Source organism: Psychrobacter sp. 1Y4 (assembly GCF_051847555.1).
Genome location: NZ_JBPYDE010000219.1, coordinates 1 through 955, shown reverse-complemented (window position 1 = coordinate 955; position 955 = coordinate 1). Strand labels below are relative to the sequence as shown.

At 51.0% G+C, this 955-nt stretch carries 1 protein-coding gene; it reads left to right on the top strand.

What is annotated here, in order from left to right; translation table 11 throughout:
• Positions 1-955, top strand: a 955-nt coding sequence (locus ACS8FC_RS15345; protein ID WP_439297407.1) for a phosphomethylpyrimidine synthase ThiC, incomplete at both ends; no start/stop codon positions are given.

Sequence of the window (955 nt, the reverse complement as noted above, 5' to 3'; positions counted from 1 at the left end):
AAGAAGATGCGCGCGACTTACACCGTATCCTACCCGCCTCGCGCAAAGTCTATATCGAAGGCTCACGACCTGATATCCAAGTACCGATGCGCGAAATCAGCCTGGCGGATACGCCTGTTGGCGGTACGGGTGACAAGAATGGTGAGCACAATCCGCCCTTTTATGTCTACGATACTTCAGGCGTCTATACCGATCCCAATGTCGAGATTGATCTGACCCGCGGTCTACCCAAACTACGTGAGAACTGGATCGCTGAGCGCGGTGATACGGAGCAACTAAGCGGTCTGTCTAGCTCATACGGTCAAGCACGTGCTCGCGATATCAGCACTGCCAATCTCAGATTTGCCCATATTGATAAACCGCGTCGCGCCAAAGCAGGACAGAACGTCACGCAGATGTACTACGCGCGTCGCGGCATCATCACCCCTGAGATGGAATATATCGCCATACGTGAGACGCAAAAACAGCATGAACTGACCGATATGCGTCAACATAATGGCGAGAGCTTCGGTGCCAATACGCCCAAAATTATCACCCCTGAGTTTGTCCGTGATGAAGTGGCGGCTGGACGCGCCATTATTCCCAACAACGTCAACCACCCTGAGTCTGAGCCGATGATCATCGGGCGCAATTTTTTGGTCAAAATTAATGCCAATATCGGTAACTCAGCGCTAGGCTCATCGATTGATGAAGAAGTCTCCAAAATGACGTGGGCAACACGTTGGGGCGCGGATACAATCATGGATTTATCGACGGGCAATCATATTCATGAAACTCGTGAATGGCTAATTCGCAACTCGCCTGTGCCGATTGGTACCGTACCGATTTATCAAGCCTTAGAAAAAGTCGATGGCGTCGCTGAAGATCTGACGTGGGAGATATTCCGTGATACGTTGATCGAGCAAGCTGAGCAAGGTGTGGATTACTTTACCATTCACGCAGGCGTCCTACTACG